10 protein-coding genes are annotated in these 16,278 nt (G+C 35.3%); 6 read left to right on the top strand and 4 right to left on the bottom strand.

The window, feature by feature from the left end:
- Nucleotides 1-34 precede the first annotated feature (34 nt).
- The 4 genes from hisS to ACP5QL_RS07720 are packed head-to-tail and all read right to left on the bottom strand — an operon-like array spanning nt 35 to nt 5,111.
- Nucleotides 35-1,270, bottom strand: a complete 1,236-nt coding sequence (hisS, locus tag ACP5QL_RS07735) for a histidine--tRNA ligase (protein ID WP_012583333.1) — start codon at nt 1,268-1,270, stop codon at nt 35-37.
- Complete coding sequence (gene dtd / locus ACP5QL_RS07730; RefSeq protein WP_012583334.1) at nt 1,267-1,737, bottom strand: D-aminoacyl-tRNA deacylase; 471 nt, start codon at nt 1,735-1,737, stop codon at nt 1,267-1,269. The genes hisS and dtd overlap by 4 nt, the downstream gene beginning before the upstream one ends.
- Nucleotides 1,734-3,917: a RelA/SpoT family protein gene (locus tag ACP5QL_RS07725; protein ID WP_012583335.1), complete on the bottom strand. Its 2,184-nt coding sequence runs from the start codon at nt 3,915-3,917 to the stop codon at nt 1,734-1,736. The genes dtd and ACP5QL_RS07725 overlap by 4 nt, the downstream gene beginning before the upstream one ends.
- A 27-nt stretch (nt 3,918-3,944) precedes the next feature.
- Complete coding sequence (locus tag ACP5QL_RS07720; protein ID WP_428126630.1) at nt 3,945-5,111, bottom strand: MFS transporter; 1,167 nt, start codon at nt 5,109-5,111, stop codon at nt 3,945-3,947.
- 88 nt (nt 5,112-5,199) lie between these two features.
- Between ACP5QL_RS07720 and ACP5QL_RS07715 the strand changes: the two genes are divergently transcribed.
- From ACP5QL_RS07715 to fusA, 6 genes are all read left to right on the top strand, one after another.
- The gene (locus ACP5QL_RS07715; protein WP_272995061.1) at nt 5,200-5,472 is read left to right on the top strand and encodes a TMEM165/GDT1 family protein; all 273 of its coding nucleotides are present in this window, start codon (nt 5,200-5,202) and stop codon (nt 5,470-5,472) included.
- Nucleotides 5,473-5,628: 156 nt separating this feature from the next.
- The gene (locus ACP5QL_RS07710) at nt 5,629-8,841 is read left to right on the top strand and encodes a DNA-directed RNA polymerase subunit beta (protein WP_428126625.1); all 3,213 of its coding nucleotides are present in this window, start codon (nt 5,629-5,631) and stop codon (nt 8,839-8,841) included.
- Between the two features lie 19 nt (nt 8,842-8,860).
- Complete coding sequence (rpoC, locus tag ACP5QL_RS07705) at nt 8,861-13,144, top strand: DNA-directed RNA polymerase subunit beta' (protein WP_428126622.1); 4,284 nt, start codon at nt 8,861-8,863, stop codon at nt 13,142-13,144.
- A gap of 101 nt (nt 13,145-13,245) precedes the next feature.
- Nucleotides 13,246-13,632 (top strand): 30S ribosomal protein S12, encoded by a 387-nt coding sequence (gene rpsL / locus ACP5QL_RS07700; RefSeq protein ID WP_012583340.1) that lies wholly within the window; start codon nt 13,246-13,248, stop codon nt 13,630-13,632.
- A complete protein-coding gene (rpsG, locus tag ACP5QL_RS07695) occupies nt 13,632-14,102 on the top strand; it encodes a 30S ribosomal protein S7 (protein WP_012583341.1) in 471 nt (156 codons plus the stop codon). The genes rpsL and rpsG overlap by 1 nt, the downstream gene beginning before the upstream one ends.
- A 21-nt stretch (nt 14,103-14,123) precedes the next feature.
- Nucleotides 14,124-16,199, top strand: coding sequence for an elongation factor G (fusA, locus tag ACP5QL_RS07690; protein ID WP_428126613.1), 2,076 nt, complete (start codon nt 14,124-14,126; stop codon nt 16,197-16,199).
- Nucleotides 16,200-16,278 lie beyond the last annotated feature (79 nt).

The following is a 16,278-nucleotide window of genomic DNA, read 5'->3' as shown; positions in this document are numbered from 1 at the left end:
TTTTGGAAATTCTTCGTAATTATAACACGAGAGTTTATAATTCTTTAAGATTCTCTATTCTAATTTCTTTTTCTTCTCCTGTTTTAAAATTTTTAATTCTTAAGATATCTTTTTCTATCATTTGGTTTATAAAAATGACATAGTCAGAATTCAGTTTATCTGCCCACTTAAGTTGAGTTCTTAAAGGTTCATTAGGAGAGCCTATCTCAACTCTGTGATTTATGCGAAGAATTTTTGAAATTTCCACAGCTTTTTTAATATATTTTTCATTCTCAATTGCTAAAAAGAAAAGAGAGGGTTTTTCTATCTTGATTTTGTCTTGTTGCTTTATAAGAAGAATTAGTCTCTCCATACCTAAAGCAAAACCAAGTCCTGGGGTTGATGGTCCACCATAAGTTTCCACTAAGTTATCATATCTTCCTCCGCCTACCACAGCATTTTGAGCTCCAAGAGATGTAGTGGTTATCTCAAATACTGTTCGAGTGTAATAATCGAGACCTCTTACTAATTTTGGACTTATCTTAAAATTTAAGCTTGCTTCTTGGAGGTATCTAAGTACTTTGTCAAAGTGGTCTTTACAATCATTACACAGAAAATCAAGGGGTTGTGGAGCGTTCTCTTTGAGAGGAATAATTTTTTCATCCTTTGAATCTAAGATTCTTAAAGGATTTCTTTCCAATCTTTCCTGATCTATAGGAGATAGAAGATCCTTGTATTGGTAAAAATAGTTTTTAAGAGCTTCCCTATAAGCTGGTCTGCATTTGAGACACCCCAAAGAGTTTATCTCGATTTCTAAATTTTCAAGTTTTAAGCTCTTTAGAATTTCTACTGCTAAACTTATAACCTCAAAGTCGATGTAAGGGTCTTTTCTTCCTAAGACTTCAACTCCTAACTGGTGAAATTGTCTGTATCTTCCTGATTGAGGTCTTTCATATCTGAACATAGGTCCTATGTAATAGACTTTCCATATTGGTTTTGTTGTATAAATTTTATTCATAAGATATGCTCTAATGACCCCAGGTGTTCCTTCAGGTCTCAAGGTTAAAGATCTTCCTTTTTTATCTTGAAAAGTGTACATTTCTTTCATTACTATATCTGTAGTTTCACCTGTTCCTTTTACAAAAAGTTCTGTGAATTCAAATATGGGAGTTCTTATTTCTTCATAATTGTATTTTTCAAATAAACTCCTTGCGATATTTTCAATAAGATGCCAAAAAGGTATTTCATCGGGAAGTATATCTTGTACGCCTCTTGGAAGTCCTATACTCATTCTTTTCTCCTCCTCGGTTTTTTAAGATCTTCAGTGTCAAGGATAATAGTAACAGGTCCATCATTTATTAGCTCTACTTCCATGTATGCTTGGAATATGCCTTCTTCTACTTTTTCACTCTTGTTTTTTAGATATGCTACAAATTTTTTATAATAGTCAAGAGCTTTCTCTTTATCGGCAGCGTCTGTAAAATCTGGTCTTTTCCCTCTTCTGCAGTCAGCAAATAGGGTAAATTGGGATACTACAAGAATGTCTCCATTAACCTCTTTTATACTTAGGTTCATTTTTCCATTCTCATCGGAAAAAATTCTCAAATCAGCTATTTTATCTGCAAGAATTTTTATATCCTCTTCCTTATCTTTCTTACTTATTCCAAGAAAGATAAGTAAACCTTGTGAGATTTGGCTTATAAGTTCTCCGTTTACTTTTACCGATGCCTTTTTTACCCTTTGTATTACTGCTCTCATCGGAATTCTTGTAATCTTTTTACCGAAATAATATCAGATAATTTCTTAATCTCTTCCATAAGATAATAAAAGGCAGGAGGGTTGTCAATCTCCACAATGAGTTTTATTCTTGCTATTCCATCCTTTCCTACTTTAGTTGCTAAATCTAGTATGTTAATTCTTGCTTGAGAAACTCTTTCAATAAGATCTTTAAGTAGTCCTACCCTGTCTATGGCCTCTATTTCTATCCCAGTTTTATATTTTCCTCCTTTAATTTTTTGCCATTCTATAGGGACAATTTTCTCAGGATGAGTCTTTTTTAGGTTTATCAGGTTAGGACAATCGGTTCTATGGATAACAATCCCTCTTCCTTTGGAGATGTATCCTATTACTTTATCTCCTGGAATTGGATGACAGCATTCAGCAATTCTCATCATTATATTGTCCAGTCCTGAAATCTCTATTCCTTCTACCAATTGTTCCTTCTTTTCTTCAGGGGATATGGTTACTACAATTTCCTTTTTATATTCTCTTCGAAATCTTTCTATGAATTGCTGAGGAGTAATATCTCCTGTGCCAATGCTTAGCAAAAAAGATTCCGTCTCTTTAAATCCACTCTCAGCTAAAAAGCTTTTTCCTAAGGAGTGTTCAATTAAATCATTTAGGCTTATCTCTGTCTTTTGGAGAAACTCCTTTAACCAGTCTTCGTTTCTTTTTATTTCATTTTCCAAAAGTTCTTTAGCCTTTTCTATAGTTTCTTCTCTAGCAATCTTTTTAAAATATTGTTTGATTTTATTTTTAGCTTGAGTTGTTTTTACAATATTAAGCCAATCTCTACTTGGTTTACCCTCTTCTTTGCTTGTAATTATCTCTACAATATCCCCATTTTGAAGAATATAGTTCAAAGGAACTATTCTTCCGTTTACTTTTGCACCTCGGCATCGATGACCAACTTCAGTATGTATGGCATATGCAAAGTCAATAGGTGTAGAACCTTGAGGAAGAGCAATTACATCTCCTTTAGGAGTAAAAACATAAATCTCCCTCTCAAAGAGATCACTTTTTATGGACTCTAAAAACTCTTGATCATCGGTTAATTCTTTTTGCCATTCAAGGAGTTGTCTTAACCACGATAATTTTTCTTCAAAAGAATCAGGCTTTTTAATTTCTTCTTTATAGAGCCAATGAGCTGCTATACCATATTCTGCTATTCGGTGCATTTCCCACGTCCTTATTTGTACTTCTAATGGTTTTCCGTCCATGGCGATCACTGTTGTATGTAAAGATTGGTAATTGTTTGATTTTTTATTAGCAATGTAATCTTTAAATCTTCCAGGAACAGGCTTCCAAAGGTTATGAATTATACCTAATACTTCATAGCATTCCTTTTCCGAGTTAACAATTACCCTTACTCCTAAGAGATCATACATCTCTTCTATTTCAATTCCTCTTCTTAGCATTTTTTGATAAATACTATATAGATGTTTAGCTCTGCCTGTTACTTCTGCATTAATGCCTGCTTTTTTCAATTCTTCTTTTATTATCTCAATGGCTTTCTCGATGAATTTTTCCCTTTCTTTTCTGGTCTCTGCTACTTTTTTAGCTACGTAATGATATTTTTCAGGTTCTAAGTATCTAAAAGCCAGATCTTCCAATCGCCATTTTATATCCCAAACTCCAAGCCTATGAGCGAGGGGAGCATATATTTCCAAGGTTTCTTTTGCAATTCTTTTTTGTTTTTCCTCTTCATGATATTGGAGAGTTTGCATATTGTGAAGTCTGTCAGCAAGTTTTATTATTATTACTCTTATATCTTTTGCCATTGCTATGAACATTTTTCTCAAATTTTGTGCTCTATAGGCTTCTGTAGGATAGAAACTTAGCTTTTCTAACTTAGTTATGGCTTCAACCAAAGAGAGTACATCTTTTCCAAATTCTTTTTCAATCTCTTCTTTTGTTACATTAGTATCTTCAAGAACGTCATGAAGAAGTCCAGCAATAACCACAGTTTCTTCCATGCCTAAATTCATTAAGATCTTAGCCACCTCAACAGGATGAGTAATATAAGGTTCACCAGATTTCCTTACTTGTCCTTTGTGGGCATTTTCAGCAAAAATAAAGGCTCTCTTCAGATTTTCAGAAGAATACTTTTCTTTACCTTGCTCTAATAACTCTTGTAATAGAATGGTTGCATCTTTCATAATTTTATTAATTATACAACAATCTTTTTATAGTATAAACATCAATCCTATAGCTGCTCCTATTCCCATTATTCCTCCAAATATAAAAGGTGCTTGGGGCCCTAATATGCTCCATAGCAATCCTGCTATGAAAGATGCTGGGAAAAGCCCTATTCCTACTAAAGTAGCATGAAGACCTATTACTGTTGCCCTTAAATGTGCTGGTGAAAGATCTGAAATTAATGCTTTTTCGACGCCTTCTGTGAAGGCAGTGTAAAGTCCGTAAAGAGTAAAAAGCAACCATAATTGACTGAATTTTGAGGCTATTCCAAACCCCAAATATACTAAACCATAGAAAATATAGCCTAAAATAATAATTCTTTTTCTACCTATTTTGTCGGAAAGAAATCCTGCAGGATAGGAAAAGATGGTATAAACTAAGTTATATAATAGGTAAAGAAAAAGTACATCTAATAAAGATGCTCCAAGATTTTGAGACCTCAAAAATAGGAATTGGTTTGACGAGTTTCCTAAAGTAAATATAAGAGAAATAATTAGAAAACCCTTTAGTTTACGATCTAAAGCTTTCCATTGAAATTTTATTCTTTTCTTTTCATTTAGAGCTCTGCTAGGAGTAGTCTCTTTAACAAGAAATAGCACTAATACTCCTAAGATAGCTGGTATTAAGCTTATTAAGATTATGGTTTTAAAAGTTGGAATATAGCTTGAGAGATTGCTACTTGCTTCTGGCAAATTTAGGCTTTTTATTATTAAGATAGAGAGTAATACTCCTAAAAAGGCTCCAAGGGTATCCATAGTTCTATGAAGTCCAAAGGCTCTCCCACGGTTTTCGGGTACCGATTCAGCAATTAATGCATCCCTTGGGGCCGTTCTTATTCCTTTTCCAAATCTATCAGAAATTCTTCCTATAAAAACTCCAATCCAACTATTGGCAAAATACAAGAATAATTTTCCTATAGCAGAAAGGCTATATCCTAAAATTGTAATTGGTTTCCTTTTTCTGATTTTATCGGAGACATATCCAGAATATACTTTTAAAAGTGAGGCTATGCTCTCAGCAAGTCCTTCCACTATACCTAAGATAGCAGGACCAGCTCCTAAGGCTAATAGATAGAAAGAAATTAAAGGATAAAACATTTCCGAACTTACATCAGTTAAAAAACTTGTAATTCCAGTGATTATTACATTCCACATTTTTTTATCCTCCTTGTTGATCTTTGATTTTCTTGATATTATACTACTTTTCTGTTTACATTATATTCTTTGATTGTGAGGTGATTTTATGGATAAAATTAAAATCCTGCTCTCAGTTTTTGGAGTTATTTTTTTGGCAGAGCTCGGAGATAAAACTCAACTTGCAGTATTAACTCTGTCTGTAAAAACAAAGTCCCCTTTTTATGTTTTTTTAGGCGCTTCTTTAGCCCTGGCTCTTCTAAGTTTTATTGGTGCATATTTAGGAGAGGCATTGACAAGATATATTCCAAGAGATACACTTGAAAAAATTGTAGGATTGATTTTTATATTGGTTGGAATTTGGACAATTTTTAAAGATTAAAAAGGTAAAAAGGTAGAATTTTAACAAAAATTCTACCGAAAACTTTTTATATTGCTTATTTTTTTCTTTTCTCTTCATTTTTTAATATTTCATTTTTATCTTCCTAGTATATAAAATATAAATTTGTCTAATCTCTAAGAAAAAAGGAGATGAGGTATGAAGGGTAGAAATTTCAAAACAGAGATTTTCTGGAGTGATGATAGGCCTGTTTTTCAAAATATTCCTGATTTATTAAAAATTCAATATGATTCCTTTAACTGGTTTTTGAAACAAGGTCTTAGAGAGGTTCTTGATGAAATAAACCCTATAGAGTCTATACGTCAAGGTCTTTCTTTGGAATTTGTTACCACTGAAGATGGTATAAAAATCGAGCCTCCTACAAAAACTCCTGACGAGTGTTTAGAAAAAGGACTAACGTATGAGTCATCTATTTATGTAAAGACAAGATTGTATTTTAAAGATGAGAATAGGAATATTAAGGACATCAAAGAACAAATGGTTTTTCTTGGAAATATTCCTCAAATGACTGATAGGGCGACCTTTATTGTAAATGGCACAGAGAAAGTTATAGTGAATCAGATCACCAGATCTCCAGGGGTATTTTTTCAAGAAGAGGGGAATCGTATTATTGCCACTCTAATACCTACAAGGGGTGGATGGATAGAGTTTGAATTAGATGGCGGAGGCATTATTTATATTCATCCTAATGGAATTAAAAAGTTTCCTGTGTCTCTTATTCTTAGAGCATTAGGATATGACCTGGATTATTTCAAAGAAATTTTAGGCCCAGAGGAATTAAGTTATTTAGAAATTACCTATGCAAAGGATAATGTAAGCGATAGAACACAAGCAATTTTCGAGGCTTGTGGAAGATTGAGACCTGGGGATGTTCCAAGTAGAGAAGAGGATGCCTTAAGGGTAATAAGGCAGATGTTTTTTGATGTTAGAAGATACAATTTAGGTAAAGTGGGAAGATATAAATTAAATCAAAGATTAGGTTTGAGCATTTCTCTGGATAATTATGCTCTTACAGAGGATGATCTCATTGAAATAATAAAGAGATTAACCATGATTAAAACAGGAAAAGATGAGACTGATGATATAGACCATCTTGGCAATAGAAGAATAAGGTCTGTAGGAGAACTTTTGCAGATGCAATTTAGAGCTGGGCTTGCAAGGGTAGAAAAGTTGATAAGAGAGAAGATGGCTTTAACCGATCCTGAACAAGCAAGTCCTATTGCTCTTGTAAGTACTAGACCTTTGATGGCAGCAGTCAAAGAATTTTTTAACAGAAATCCTCTTTCTCAATTTATGGATCAAACTAATCCTCTTTCAGAGCTTGCTCATAAGAGAAGAATAAGTGCATTAGGTCCTGGAGGGTTGACTCGAGAAAGAGCCACTTTTGAGGTAAGAGATATTCATCCCTCTCATTATGGAAGGGTCTGTCCAATAGAGACTCCAGAGGGACCTAATGCAGGATTGATAAACTATTTGTCCACTTTAGCCATAGTAGACGAGTATGGATTTTTAAGGACTCCATATTATAGAGTAAAAGATGGGAAAATAACCGATGAGATTGTTTATTTATCAGCCACAGAGGAGGACAAATATACTATAGCTTCTTTCGATGTTCACATTAATGAAAACAGAGAAATAATTGATGAATTGGTTCATGCTAGAAGAAAAGGAAAGTTTATACTTTGTTCTCCTAAGGAAATAGATTTTGTAGGAGTATCACCATACCAGACAGTAAGTATATCTACAGCCTTGATTCCTTTCCTTGAGCATGATGATGCAAACAGAGCATTAATGGGAGCAAACATGCAGCGTCAAGCAGTACCCTTAATAAACACAGAACCTCCTCTTGTGGGAACAGGAATAGAAGAAACTGTGGCAAGAAATACAGGAGTTATGGTTATATCTGATGTGGATGGAGTAGTTAAAAAGGTATCATCTTCGGAGATTGTGATTGAAACTGATAATAAAGAGGAGAAGAGATATCAACTTATAAAATATAGAAGGACTAATCAAGGTACTTGTTGGAACCAGAAACCCATAGTTGAAGTAGGACAGAGAGTCAAAAAGGGAGATGTTTTGGCTGATGGTCCTGCTACTTCCAATGGTAAGCTTGCCTTGGGAAGGAACGTACTTGTCGCTTTTATGCCTTGGGGTGGATATAACTATGAGGATGCAATAATAATAAGTGAAAGATTGGTTAAAGAAGACATATTTACCTCTATTCATATTGAAGAATATGAGATAAAGGCAAGAGATACAAAACTTGGTCCTGAAGAGATAACCAGAGATATTCCTAATATAAGTGAAGATGCTATAAGGTATTTGGATAAAGATGGAATAATAATGATAGGAGCAGAGGTTGGTCCTAACGACATTTTAGTAGGTAAGGTTACTCCAAAAGGTGAAACCGAACTTACTCCTGAGGAAAGGCTTTTGAGGGCAATTTTTGGAGAGAAATCTCGAGAGACTAAAGATACATCTCTAAGAATGCCTCATGGTGAATGTGGTAAGGTTATAGATGTAAAAGTGTTAACTAGAGAGAATGATGATGAGCTCCCACCAGGAGTGAATAAGATTGTAAAAGTTAGGGTTGCTCAAATAAGAAAAATCTCTGTAGGAGACAAGTTGGCAGGAAGACATGGAAATAAAGGTGTAATTGCTACTATCTTGCCTGAAGAAGATATGCCATTTCTTGAGGATGGGACTCCTGTAGATATTATATTGAATCCCTTAGGTGTTCCCTCTCGTATGAATGTGGGACAGATTTTGGAAACCCATTTGGGGTGGGCAGCTAAGGAATTGGGTATATATGCTATAGTACCTCCTTTTGATGAAGTATTAGGAGAAAATAGATCTGCTAATTTGGTAAAGGAGATGTTGAGAAAAGCTGGACTTCCTGAGGATGGTAGAGTGGTTTTATACGATGGAAGAACAGGAGAACCTTTTAATCAAAAGGTTACTGTTGGTTATATGTATATTTTGAAACTGATCCATCTTGCCGATGATAAAATCCATGCAAGATCTGTAGGTCCTTATTCATTGGTTACTCAACAGCCTCTTGGTGGAAGAGCTCAGTTTGGCGGTCAGAGATTTGGAGAAATGGAAGTATGGGCTTTAGAAGCTTATGGTGCAGCTCATACTCTTGAGGAAATGTTGACATATAAATCCGATGATGTGGCTGGAAGGACTGAGGCTTATTCTGCTATCGTTTCTGGTAATTTGATAAAAGAACCTGGTATTCCTGAGTCTTTTAAGGTTCTTGTCAGGGAATTACAAGGTTTAGGCATAAAAGTATCTGCTTATATTGGAAATAGATTAGTTAATCTCTCTAAGATTGAAGATGAATCTTAAGGAAGGGGAGGAATAAACCTTGAAGATAAAAGATTTTGATAAATTAGTTTTTGGTTTAGCATCACCAGAAGATATTTTAAGTTGGTCTTACGGTGAAGTTAAGAAACCGGAGACTATTAATTATAGAACCTTCAAACCTGAAAGAGATGGACTTTTTTGTGAGAAGATCTTTGGACCTGTGAAGGATTATGAGTGTTATTGCGGTAAGTATAAAGGGCAAAGATATGAAGGTATAACTTGTGATAGATGTGGTGTCACAGTAACTAAGAGCTCAGTGAGAAGAGAGAGAATGGGACATATAAAACTTGCTGTACCTGTAGTACATATTTGGTATTTTAAAAATGTTCCTAACTATATAGGGCTACTTCTTAATATAAGCAGTAAACAACTTGAGGAAGTAATTTATTATCATTCATATATTGTGTTAGATCCAGGGGATACTCCTTTACAGAAAATGCAGGTTTTAACAGAAGACGAATATGAAAAAGCTCTTAATGAGTTTGGTAATAGTTTTAAAGTAGGAATGGGTGCAGAAGCTATTAAAAAGCTTTTGAGAGATTTAGATTTAGAAGAATTGTCTTACGACTTAAAAAAACAAATCAACGAAATACAAGGTCAGAAAAAGGCGAAACTTATCAAAAGATTAGAAATTGTAGAAAGTTTTAGGCTTTCTGGTAATAAACCTGAGTGGATGGTACTTGAGGTACTTCCTGTTATTCCTCCTGATTTGAGGCCTATGGTACAACTTGAAGGTGGCAAATTTGCCACTTCTGATCTTAATGATCTTTATAGGAGAGTTATTAACAGAAATAACCGTCTTGCAAAGCTTTTAGAAATAAATGCCCCAGAGATTATTGTTAGAAATGAAAAGAGAATGTTGCAAGAAGCAGTAGATGCTCTTATTGATAATGGAAGAAGGGGTAAGCCTGTGACTAACGCTAGTGGAAGACCCTTGAGGTCTTTATCAGATATCTTAGAGGGTAAACAAGGAAGATTCAGACAGAATCTTTTAGGAAAAAGAGTTGACTTTTCTGGAAGAGCGGTTATTGTGGTTGGACCTGAATTAAAATTACATCAATGTGGACTTCCTAAAAAGATGGCTTTAGAATTATTTAAACCCTTTGTAATAAACAAGTTAATAGAACATGGATATGCTACTAACGTAAAGAATGCAAGAAAAAAAGTTGAAAGAGAAGCCTCTGAGGTATGGGATGTTTTAGATGAAATTATTAAGGAAAAATTAGTACTTTTAAATCGTGCTCCTACTTTGCACAGAGTTAGTATACAGGCGTTTGAGCCTAAGTTAATTGATGGTAATGCAATTCAATTACATCCCTTAGTATGTCCACCGTATAATGCTGACTTCGATGGGGACCAGATGGCGGTTCATGTGCCACTATCCCTTGAGGCCCAAGCAGAAGCAAGAATTTTGATGTTGTCATCCAATAACCTTATATCTCCAGCTCATGGAAAACCTCTTACCTTACCAACTCAGGATGTGGTTCTTGGACTTTATTATTTAACTATAATGGTACCCGGAAGAGAGATTGAGGATAAAAGATTTGCGACCCCGGAAGAGGTTTTGTTGGCTTTAGAGGAGAAAAAAGTTGATCTACATTCAAAGATATATGTCCACAAGAGAGGAATAGAAGAAACATATAATATATCTTTACCTGAGAGCCCTATGTTTATAGAGACTACACCAGGAAGGTTAATTTTGAATGAGATTGTTCCTGAGAAGTTAAGATATTACAACGTCACTATGAATAGAAGAGAAATTAGAAAAATTGTCGAAAAATGTTTTGAGATTTATGGTTGGAGCAAGACAGCAGAATTCTTAGACGAACTTAAAAGACTTGGGTTTGAATATGCTACAAAAGCAGGTGTAAGTTTTTCCATAGTAGATATTGAAATACCTAAGGAGGCAAAAGAGAAGGTTATAAAGAAAGCGGAAGAGGAGTCTATGCTTCTTCAAAAAGCTGTAGAGAGTGGTTTGTATTCTGAGGAAGAAAGATATCAAAGAGCTATTGAGATATGGACAAAGGCAACTGAAGAAGTAAAGGATATAATGCTTGCTAATTTTGGTATTTTAAATTCTGTGTATATGATGGCGTTTTCTGGTGCTAGAGGTAATGTGGACCAGGTAAGACAGCTTGCAGCAATGAGAGGTTTGATGGCTGATCCGTCAGGACAAATTATGGACATACCTATTAAGTCAAGCTTCTACGAAGGTTTAACTGTATCAGAACATTTTATTTCTTCTTATGGAGCAAGGAAGGGAGTAGTGGACACAGCATTGAGAACTTCTGATTCAGGATACTTAACCAGAAGACTTGTAGATGTAGCTCAAAGTCTGGTTATTAGAGAGGAAGATTGTGGTACTGAGGATGGGATATATGTAGAGCCTCTGGAGGATGAAGGGAAAATAGTATTAAGCTTGAAGGATAGAATCATAGGAAGATTTGCTGCTGAAGATGTTTATAATGATAAAGGAGAATTAATTATTGCTAAGAATGAGTATATAGATGTGGAAAAAGCAAAATTAGTGGAGAGGTTTGGTATAAAGAGGGTAAAGATCAGATCTCCTATGACTTGTAAGAGTGAGAAAGGGATATGTCAAAAATGTTATGGGGAGGATTTAGCAACTCATAGGCTTGTTAACATAGGAGAAGCGGTAGGAGTAATAGCTGCCCAATCTATTGGAGAGCCTGGAACTCAGCTTACTATGAGAACCTTCCACACAGGTGGTGTTGCTTTAACTTCTTTGAATTATCAGAATATTCAATTTAGAGTGACAGGAAGGGTTGATTTTTTGAATTTAAAGTTAAAAGAAAGATTTGAAGTCTTGGGTAAAAAAGAAAAAATGGTAGTTGGACGTAATGGAAGAGCAGTTGTTAAAGGAGAAGGCGAAGAAGAAATTGTACTTCCACCAGGAACCATTGTGTCTATAGATTCTGGAACCGATGTTACTAAGGGAATGAGTTTAGGATATATAGATCCTAATTTAAGATATATAGCTTCACCATTTACTGGAAAGGTTATAAGAGTTGAAAAGGTAGGAGAAAGTTACAATAAAAAATTTACTTTTCTCAATGTGAAATACGATAGAGATCTTAATAATTATGAGTTGTCTTATAACGAAGAAGCACATCCGATTTTCTGTTCTGTAGTGTTGTTGGATGAAACTGGTAATGAGAAAAGAATAGAATTACCGGAAGGTGTGGCATTTCTCTTTAAAATTGGAGACTTTATTAATGAAGGAGATATAATTGCCGAATATAGTAGAGAGACCATGAAGATTCAGGCTTGCGAAGAAGGAAAAGTGGTAGATATTCTTGAGAGAAATGGAGAAATAATAGATCGAATTGTGGCAACAGGTGAAGCTGTAATTATCATAAGAAATAGCGAAGGAAGAGAAGTTGAATATAGAATTCCTCGTGGACTTAAATTACATGTAAATGCAGAAGATAATGTAGAATTTGGCACTATTCTTGCTTACTTCCCTGCATACCAACAGAAAACTGCAAAAACAGAAGATATCGTTCAAGGTCTTCCTCGTGTAGAGGAGTTGTTTGAGGCAAGGAAACCAAAAGGAAAATCTATTATAGCTGGTGTTAGTGGTATTGTGAAAATAACAAGGACTAAATCAGGAGAAAAGATAGTGATTGAAGGAGAAAATGGAAAAGATGAGCATATCTTGCCACCTAATGCTCAACTTTTGGTTAAAGAAGGCGATTATGTAACAGTGGGACAAGAGTTGACTAAAGGATATAGAAATCCTGCGGAAATTCTTGCTAATGAAGGTCTTGCTGCTGTACAGAGATATATTGTGGATGAAGTGCAAAAGGTTTATCTCAAACAAGGAGCAGAAATTAACGATAAGCACATAGAAGTAATAGTTAGACAGATGACTAATAGAGTAAGGATTGAAGATCCAGGAGATAGCAACTTCTTGTTTGGTCAACTTGTTAACAAAGTGACCTTTGAAAAGGTGAAACAGCAATTAGAAGAAGAAGGAAAAAGACCTCCTATAGCAAGAGAGGTTGTACTTGGTATTACAAAAGCAGCCTTAACCACAGAAAGTGTAATATCTGCAGCTTCTTTCCAAGAGACTACGAGGGTTTTAGCTGAAGCAGCAGTTAAAGGAAAAGAAGACTACCTGGAGGGATTAAAAGAAAATGTGATAATAGGCAGATTAATTCCTGCAGGCACAGGGCTCTTTAGGAAAATTATTCCTCAAAAAGTCTCCGCTAAGAAAGTAGAGGTTTTGGAAGATGGTGGAGAAATTGAAATTAACTCTTGACAAAAATAATTCTATAATGATAAACTTGTTTTCGCTTGCCTTTAGGGGCTTTGTATTATATTTAAATAATTTTCAATAACTAAGATGTAGGAGGTGTAATTTTGCCTACTATAAATCAGCTTATAAGAAAAGGGAGAGAACCAAAAGAAAGGAAAAGTAAATCTCCTGCTCTTATGGGGAATCCTCAAAAGAGGGGAGTATGTATCCGTGTAACTACAATGACTCCTAAAAAGCCTAACTCTGCTTTAAGGAAGGTTGCTAGGGTTAGGTTAACAAATGGGATTGAAGTATGGGCTTATATACCTGGAATAGGTCATAACTTACAAGAACACTCTGTAGTTCTTGTGAGAGGAGGCCGTGTTAAGGATCTACCAGGTGTGAGGTATCATATTATTCGTGGTGCTTTGGATGCTGCAGGTGTTGAGGGCAGAAGACAGGGAAGATCCAAATATGGAGCAAAACGTCCAAAAGAGGGAGGTAAGAAATAATGCCACGTAGAGGACCAGTTACTCCAAGAGAAATACCTCCTGATCCTGTATATAATAGCGTTCTTGTGCAAAAGCTTATTAATAAAGTTATGCTAGATGGTAAAAAAAGCATAGCTGAAAAAATAGTTTATGGTGCGATGGATATAATAAGGGAAAAAACAAAACAAGATCCATTAACTGTCCTTGAAAAAGCAGTGCAAAATGTAACACCTCTTTTAGAGGTAAGGCCAAGAAGAGTTGGAGGAGCAACCTATCAAGTGCCAATAGAAGTTCCTCCAAGAAGAGGACTCTCTCTTGCTTTAAGATGGATTGTTAGAGCTGCAAGAGAGAGAAAAGGTATGCCTATGAAGGAAAGGCTTGCTTTAGAGATTTTAGATGCCTTTAACAATACTGGTGGAGCAATTAAGAAGAGAGATGAAATGCATAGAATGGCAGAAGCTAATAAGGCATTTGCTCATTATCGTTGGTAATTAAAAAGGAGGAAGATAAACGTGCCGAGATGTCCATTAGATAAATTAAGAAATATAGGAATAGCTGCTCATATAGATGCAGGTAAGACTACTCTTACCGAAAGGATACTTTTTTATACTGGTAAAACTCATAAATTAGGTGAAGTCCACGAAGGAACAGCAACCATGGACTGGATGGAACAAGAGAGAGAACGTGGTATTACTATAACAGCTGCAACAACTACCTGTCAGTGGAAGGATCACATTATTAATATAATTGATACTCCGGGGCACGTGGATTTTACTGTTGAGGTAGAAAGATCCTTAAGAGTATTAGATGGTTTAATAGCGGTGTTTTGTGGGGTTGCTGGAGTTCAGCCTCAATCGGAGACAGTATGGAGACAAGCTACAAAATATAATGTTCCAAGAATAATTTTTGTTAATAAGATGGATAGAGTTGGTGCAAACTTTTTCAGGGTAGTGGAGATGATAAAAGATCGATTAGGGGTCAACGCAATACCTATTCAAATACCAATTGGTAGTGAAGATCAATTTAGAGGTGTCATAGATCTTTTTGAGATGAAGGCAATTGTATATTATGATGATCTTGGGATTAAATGGGAAGTTACAGAAATTCCCGATGAGTTAAAGGATCAAGCTAAGGAATATAGGCATAAACTAATAGAGACTATTGTGGAGCTCGATGATGAGCTCTTAATGAAGTATTTAGAGGGTGAAGAGATTCCTATTCCTGATTTGAAGAGGGTTTTGAGGAGGGCTACTATTGAAGGCAAGTTATATCCAGCACTATGTGGCTCGGCTTTTAAGAATAAAGGTATACAGCCTTTACTTGATGCTGTTATAGACTATCTTCCCTCGCCGTTAGATTTACCTCCCGTTAAAGGAATAAATCCTATTAGTGGCGAGGAAGAAATAAGGTTAGTAAGTGAGGATGAATCATTTACTGCTTTGGCCTTTAAAGTCATGACTGATCCCTATGTGGGTAAACTCACTTATTTTAGGGTTTATTCAGGAAAATTAGAAAAAGGTAGCTATGTGTATAACTCAACTAAAGGAAAAAAGGAAAGAATTGGTAGATTGCTTCAGATGCATGCCAATCATAGAGAAGATATAGATGCAGTATATGTGGGAGACATTGCTGCTGCGGTTGGTCTAAAGTTTACTACTACAGGAGACACTCTTTGTGATGAAAATAGACCTATAATTCTTGAAGGTATGACATTCCCAGAACCTGTGATTTCTGTTGCTATTGAACCAAAAAGTACTGAGGAGCAGGATAAATTAAGTATTGCTCTTCAGAGACTTGCTGAGGAGGATCCAACATTCCGAATAACTTATGATGAAGAAACAGGACAAACTTTAATCCATGGAATGGGAGAGCTTCATTTAGAAATTATAGTGGATAGATTAAAGAGAGAATTTAAAGTAAATGCTAATGTAGGTAAGCCACAAGTCTCATACAGAGAGACTATTAGAAAACCTGTAAAAGTGGAAGGAAAGTATATTAGGCAAACAGGTGGAAGGGGTCAGTATGGTCATGTATGGCTTGAATTAGAGCCTCTTCCAAGAGGTAGCGGTCTTGAATTTGTGAATAAAATTGTGGGAGGAGTCATTCCTCAACAATTTATTCCAGCTGTGGAAGCTGGTGTTAGAGAGGCTGCAGATCGTGGGGTGCTTGCTGGTTATCCTGTAACAGATGTAAGAATTACTCTCTTTGATGGATCATATCACGAAGTAGACTCTTCGGATATGGCTTTTAAGATTGCGGCATCTCAGGCTTTTAAAGATGGAGTATTAAAAGGTGATCCTGTTTTATTGGAGCCTATAATGAAGCTTGAAATAATTGTCCCTGAAGAATATATGGGAGATGTTATAGGAGACCTTAACAGTAGAAGGGGCAGAGTAGAAAAGATTGATTTTGTAAATAATACAAGAGTAATAAAAGCTTTAGTTCCTCTTGCAGAAATTTTTGGATATGCTACTACTTTGAGATCTTTAACTCAAGGTAGAGGTATATTCTCAATGGAGTTCTCTCATTATGAAGAAATGCCTCTTAATATTCAGGAAAAAATTCTATCTTCAAATCTAAAAAAATAAAATAGGAGGAGATAAAGGATGGCGAAGGAGAAATTTGTAAGGACGAAGCCACATGTGAATATAGGTACGATAGGGCATG

Origin of the sequence: Dictyoglomus sp. (assembly GCF_049968615.1) — a bacterium.
GTDB classification, from domain to species: Bacteria; Dictyoglomota; Dictyoglomia; order Dictyoglomales; family Dictyoglomaceae; genus Dictyoglomus; species Dictyoglomus turgidum.
This window is presented reverse-complemented; position numbering and strand designations above follow the sequence as displayed.

Bases quoted from the DNA above. Each gene is read 5' to 3' on its own strand.
- ACP5QL_RS07725 (WP_012583335.1), bottom strand. From the start codon at position 3,917: ATGAAAGATGCAACCATTCTATTACAAGAGTTATTAGAGCAAGGTAAA.
- ACP5QL_RS07710 (WP_428126625.1), top strand. From the start codon at position 5,629: ATGAAGGGTAGAAATTTCAAAACAGAGATTTTCTGGAGTGATGATAGG.
- rpsG (WP_012583341.1), top strand. From the start codon at position 13,632: ATGCCACGTAGAGGACCAGTTACTCCAAGAGAAATACCTCCTGATCCT.
- ACP5QL_RS07720 (WP_428126630.1), bottom strand. From the start codon at position 5,111: ATGTGGAATGTAATAATCACTGGAATTACAAGTTTTTTAACTGATGTA.
- hisS (WP_012583333.1), bottom strand. From the start codon at position 1,270: ATGAGTATAGGACTTCCAAGAGGCGTACAAGATATACTTCCCGATGAA.
- dtd (WP_012583334.1), bottom strand. From the start codon at position 1,737: ATGAGAGCAGTAATACAAAGGGTAAAAAAGGCATCGGTAAAAGTAAAC.
- ACP5QL_RS07715 (WP_272995061.1), top strand. From the start codon at position 5,200: ATGGATAAAATTAAAATCCTGCTCTCAGTTTTTGGAGTTATTTTTTTG.